General features: G+C 39.8%; 4 protein-coding genes. 2 read left to right on the forward strand and 2 right to left on the reverse strand.

The genetic code is table 11. The features are described from left to right. Nucleotides 1-65: 65 nt before the first annotated feature. Both AC27JR_RS15035 and AC27JR_RS15040 read right to left on the reverse strand, forming a co-directional pair. The gene (locus tag AC27JR_RS15035) at nt 66-749 is read right to left on the reverse strand and encodes an HvfX family Cu-binding RiPP maturation protein (RefSeq protein ID WP_487174028.1); all 684 of its coding nucleotides are present in this window, start codon (nt 747-749) and stop codon (nt 66-68) included. 88 nt (nt 750-837) lie between these two features. Beyond that, nucleotides 838-2,799 (reverse strand): oxidoreductase, encoded by a 1,962-nt coding sequence (locus AC27JR_RS15040; protein WP_487174029.1) that lies wholly within the window; start codon nt 2,797-2,799, stop codon nt 838-840. A 297-nt stretch (nt 2,800-3,096) separates the two neighbouring features. On the opposite strand from AC27JR_RS15040, the gene sppA reads away from it, so the two are divergent. Both sppA and ansA read left to right on the forward strand, forming a co-directional pair. Continuing rightward, nucleotides 3,097-4,962: a signal peptide peptidase SppA gene (gene sppA, locus AC27JR_RS15045; RefSeq protein WP_131690991.1), complete on the forward strand. Its 1,866-nt coding sequence runs from the start codon at nt 3,097-3,099 to the stop codon at nt 4,960-4,962. A 70-nt stretch (nt 4,963-5,032) separates the two neighbouring features. Further along, complete coding sequence (gene ansA, locus AC27JR_RS15050) at nt 5,033-6,043, forward strand: asparaginase (protein WP_487174030.1); 1,011 nt, start codon at nt 5,033-5,035, stop codon at nt 6,041-6,043. Nucleotides 6,044-6,084: the final 41 nt, after the last annotated feature.

Here is a 6,084-nt window from a genome sequence, read left to right on the forward strand (position 1 = left end):
AAACACTGTAGGTCAAAACTACCAAGCAGATAAAATTAATGATGCGAGTGTTTATATGCTATTAGCTATTGATGTAAGGTATCGCGTTTAAACCAATAATCTAGGCTTACAAAACGCCCACCTCCCGTAAAAAATAAACTCAGTAACATGGCAAAATAAATAGCAGAAAATTCGATGCCGTTATTTAGTATTGCTGGTTTTCCTTTTTCATATAAGTAATCTGCAAAGCCGTACTCTTGTACTAAGCTGCGAATTTTATCTATGCGGACTTTTACTTCTATTGAGTTTTCAAGGCTGTCTTTGGCACCGGGGATTGATAGCCAATCAAGTACTTGGGCTGCACTTGTTTGTGGATTTGTTGGCGCTATAGCAAACCAGCCGTTATGCCAGTGTACCGTTGTTGCTGCAACCACCATTGTGAACATCAGTGGAATACTCACTAAACGCGTAAATAAACCAATAAGTAAAAACCAACCTCCTAAAAACTCACTCCAACCAGCTAAAAAGGCCAGCAAATCAGGAAATGGTAATCCTAAACCCCACTCACTATTACCAAACCACTGAACGACATCATCAGAGGCTAAAAACTGATTAAAAAAACCATTGGTATCACCGCTTATTGCGAGTTTATTATAGCCTGCGATAATCATAACAGGCGCTAAAATCAAGCGAAAAAGCAAAGCAGGTAAACCATCTAATAAAGATAATTTACCCTTAATATTGTCATAAAGTGTAATTAATTTTTTCATGCGCACTCTGTATGTTCATTGTTTATTAAGGTATGGACTATAAACAAACATGACCGTGCACAGGGTTAAATTATTTCACACTTAAACATTAAATATCCCTTGCTACTTGTAACGCTTCAAAGATTGCGCGTTTAGCATCAATAGCAGCAGCGAGTTTAGCGCCACCTATAACATGCACTTTGGCGTTCTCAGCTTGCGCCTTAAATAACTCGTCGTTAGACACTTGACCAATACAGGCAATAACCGTATCAACTGGCAGTACTTGAGTTTCACCAGCAACACTAATAGTAAGGCCGTTTTTATCAAAACTATGGTATTGGCAATCTGCAATTTGTTTAACACCATGCTGTTTGGCAACTTGACGGTGGATCCAACCAGTTGTTTTACCTAAGTCACCGCCAAAGCGCCCTGCACTGCGTTTTAGCATGTAAAGCTGACGATCATCTTTATGCGGTTGAGCTTCACACTCTATGCCCCACTGAGTTTTAAAATCGCTGATGCTTTGTGACTTATGCTCACTTAAAAATGCCACCATATCAAAACCAATACCGCCTGCACCGAGTATAGCGATAGAATTGCCTAGCTCGACTTCACCGCGGATCACTTCATCGTAGGCAAAAACACGCTTATCATCGCTGCACTTAATCGTAGCTTCACGCGGTCTTACGCCAGTTGCAAATACCACATCATCAAACTGCGTTAGCATACTGTCATCAAATGCTTTACCTAACTCAATGGTTACATTGAGACGCTTAAGTTCGTTAGTGAAGTAAGCCAATGTATGGTTAAAGTCTTCTTTACCAGGTATTTGCATGGCTAAATTGAATTGACCACCCATGTGCTGCTTTTGATCAATCAGAATTACATTGTGCCCTTTTTGCGCTAAATAACAGCTAGACGATAACCCTGCAGGTCCAGCGCCAACCACTAATACGTTTTTAGCTTTCTCTGCTTTTTCTAGCGGGTAATCAAGCTCGAAACCGGCTTGTGGATTAACTAAACAGGTAGCCCGCTTACCTTTAAATACATGATCTAAACAGCCTTGGTTACAACCAATACAAATATTAATATGCTCAGACTGCTTCGCCGCGTATTTATTAAAAAATTCTGGATCGGCTAATAATGGACGGGCCATAGAAATTAAATCAGCTTCACCCGCATTTAAAATATCATTGGCAATCTCTGGGGTATTAATACGGTTTACCGCAATAACAGGCACGCTGATAACATCTTTCAAGCGCTTTGACGCTTCTTTAAACGCACCCGGAGGTACCATACTAGCAATTGTCGGTACGCGCGCTTCATGCCAACCAATACCGGTATTAAAAATATCAACACCCGCTTTTTCAAGTGCAATTGCTTGTTGTGTTACTTCATCTGGGGTTGAACCATCAGGGATTAAATCAATCACAGAGAGTCTAAAAATAATTAAAAATTTATCCGATACTTTCGCTCTCACCGCTTTTACAATTTCAACGGCTAAACGCATTCTGTTTTCAAGGCTACCACCAAATTCATCATCTCGTTTATTAGTGTGCGGTGCCATAAACTCATTAATCAAATAACCTTCTGAGCCCATTACTTCTACGCCATCGTAACCGGCTTTTTCGGCTAAATAAGCAGAATTAGCAAAGTCTTTAATCGTTTTATTAATTGAGCTTAAAGACATTGCCTTAGGCTTGTAAGGATTAATTGGTGCTTTAATAGCACTCGGTGCTTGATTAAAAGGGTGATACGCATAACGCCCTGCATGTAATAACTGCAAACATATTTTTCCGCCATGTTGGTGAACTGCTTGCGTATACGCGCGATGTTTAAATACGTCGTAATAACTATTGAATGATGAAGAGATAGGCGTGAGCTTACCGCGTAAATTAGGGCTATAACCCCCAGTAATAAGCATCGCAGTGCCACCTTTGGCACGTGCCTCATAAAAAGCACGAAGACGTTTACGATTGTGCCAACCCTCTTCAAGGCCGGTGTGCATTGATCCCATTACTAAACGGTTGCGTAGTTGTGTGTGTTTTAGTTCTAGTTTTTGTTCTAACATCCTGTGCCCCAATAACTGGTCTAACCTGTGTGTTTGTTCAATTTTGCGTTAATGACGCAGAATAAGCAATATATGAGCAGCTTAAACTTAAAATTTTTAATTTAAACTAACCTAAATACGGTCATTTTATGTATAACCGTTAATACTACAACACGGCTAAAAGCGGCATAAACATTCATATAATCATAAGTGTAATTGAATTTATAAATGTTTCGTTACGATTTAGCAGTTAAATTAATTTATATTCTAAGCTACTATGGCAATAACGTTTTAGCTGTACGAATTTAAGGAGCTATTTTGATAGCGAAGGTATTTAAAGGTATATGGACAGGGATTAATTTCTCGCGTCGTTTAGTACTAAACTTATTATTTTTATTTTTGGTTATCATTTTCATTGTCTCAATATCAAGTGACGGCGATAAAATCATTGTCGAAGAGGGCTCAGTCCTCAGGCTCAACCTAAATGGCCCTATTGTAGAAGAAAAAACCTACATAGATCCTGTTGAGGCGGCCATAAATGATGCAACTGCAAGTGCCGATACGCCTACTGAAATATTACTTGATGATGTAATTGAAGTAATCAATGAAGCGGCACAAGATTCACGCATTAGTGCTATCTTACTTGATCTACAAGAAATGCCAAAAGCGCACTTAAATAAGCTTAAGCAAATTACTCATGCAATTGATGCATTTAAAGAAACAGGTAAAAAAGTAATTGCCTCAGGCTATTATTATACCCAAGCACAATATTATATTGCTGCGCATGCAGACGAAATTGCTATGCACCCTTACGGGAGTGTGATGATTGAAGGCTACGGTATGTACCCGCTTTACTTTAAAGAAGCATTAGAAAAATTAGAGGTCACGCAGCATATATTTCGTGTAGGTACATTTAAATCAGCGGTTGAACCTTTCATCAGGAATGATATGTCAGAAGCTGCCAAAGAAGCTAACAGCGTATGGTTAGGTGCTTTGTGGAAGCAATATAAGCAAGATGTAAGCGCCGTGCGCCCATTTGACGAATCGAATTTTGATGAAACAATGGATACCTATTTAGCCAAAATGCAGGCAGCCAATGGGGATGCTGGTAAATACGCATTGGATAACCAATGGGTTGATTCACTTAAAACTAATCAACAAATTCGTCAGCAGTTAATTGATCTAGTTGGCGCTGAAGAAGACGGTAAAACATTTAAACAAGTGTCTTTTGGTGAATACTTAAGCTTAGTTAAACCGCCTATTGCATTTGATAACCCGATGACAGAAAAAGTGGCTGTTGTTGTAGCGAAAGGGACCATTGTAGACGGTGAACGTCGTGCCGGTGAGATTGGCGGTGATTCAACAGCTGCGCTATTACGCAAGGCACGCCTTGATGACAAAGTCAAAGCAGTCGTACTACGTATTGATTCTGGCGGTGGCAGCATGTTTGCTTCTGAAGTTATTCGTGCCGAAGTATTGGCGCTTAAAGCCGCAGGTAAACCTGTTATTGCTTCAATGAGTTCAGTCGCTGCATCAGGTGGTTATTGGATTGCATCAGCGGCAAATGAAATTTGGGCTGCACCGAGTACAATTACCGGTTCTATCGGTGTGTTTGGTACCTTTATGACCTTTGAAGATACCTTAGCTAAAATCGGTGTTTACTCTGATGGGGTAGCCACTACAGAAATGGCCGGTTTTTCAATCACTCGCCCATTAAATGAAAAAATGGCACAAGTGATTCAAATGAGTGTTGAAGAAGCTTACGAGCGTTTTTTAAATGTGGTTGCCGATGCACGTAATATGACCCCAGAGCAAGTTGATAAAATTGCCCAGGGTCGGGTTTGGATTGCATCTCAAGCACAAGAGCTTGGTTTAGTTGATAAATTAGGTAACAAGCAAGACGCTATCAAAGCGGCTGCCGAACTTGCTAAGCTTAACTTCTATGAAGTTAAAACAATTAAACAATCGCTTAGCCCGCAAGAAAAAATGCTTCAAGATATTTTTGGTAGCGCCGCGGTTAAATCTGTACTTGGACTTGAAACACAAAAATCAGCAGTATTAGCTAGCCAAGCTAATCTGCAAACTGTGATTAAGCAATTAAGTAGCGAAGTAGAAAACCTGAAAGATTATAACGATCCACAAGGTGTTTATGCGCGCTGTTTAGAATGTACAGTTGCACAATAATGCCCTAACAGGCTGTATTGATTAGCACTTAGCGTTATACTAAGCCCAGTTTTTTTACTGGGCTTTTTTTATGAAACGTAAACGCATTTATATCGCTTATACTGGCGGTACTATAGGAATGAAAAAATCAATCCGCGGCTATATTCCTGCCGAAGGGTTTTTAACCGAAACCGTGGTTAATAACGCAGAATTTAATCGTGAAGAAATGCCATTGTTCGATATTCATGAGTACTGCCCACTCATTGACTCTTCAGATATGTCTCCTGCCCACTGGCAACTTATTGCTGATGACATAAAAAGTAAGTACCAAGATTACGACGGCTTTGTGGTACTTCATGGTACAGATACCATGGCCTATACTGCATCGGCTTTGTCGTTTATGTTTGAAAACTTAACAAAACCTATTATTGTAACCGGCTCACAAATTCCGCTCTCACAATTGCGCTCAGATGGCCAAGTTAACCTACTTAATGCCATGTATTTAGCCGCTAACTACCCGATAGCAGAAGTCAGTTTGTTTTTTAATAATCAGTTGTTCAGAGGTAATCGTGCAACTAAAGCCCATGCCGATGGATTTGATGCATTTGCCTCACCTAATTTAGAACCATTAGCGCTATCTGGCATTAATATTCAACTGATCAAAGGGCAATTAAGTCCGTATGTAGAAAATGAATTACAAGTTACCCCTATTACACCGCAAGCCATTGGTGTGTTGTATTTATACCCAGGGATCAGCAAAGAAGTGGTTAGAAGCTTAGTTAATGGCAATATTAAAGCGCTGGTATTGTTAAGTTTTGGTGTTGGTAATGCACCGCAAGACCCTGAGTTTTTAGATATCCTTGATGAGGCAAGTAAGCGCGGCGTTATTATCACAAACCTCACTCAATGCCTAAAAGGCCAAGTAAATATGGGCGGATACGCCACAGGTAATGCGCTGTTAAACATAGGCGTGATCAGTGGTTTTGATATGACCTTAGAAGCGTGTTTAACTAAACTGCATTATCTTTTTAGTCAAAATTTAGAGGTCGAAACGATTCGCCATTTAATGCAAGATAATTTGCGTGGTGAGTTGACTCGTTAGGTATTCAGCTAAACGAATAACAAAAAAGGACGCTATGAAGC

The organism is Pseudoalteromonas sp. NH0006-26 (assembly GCF_057552415.1).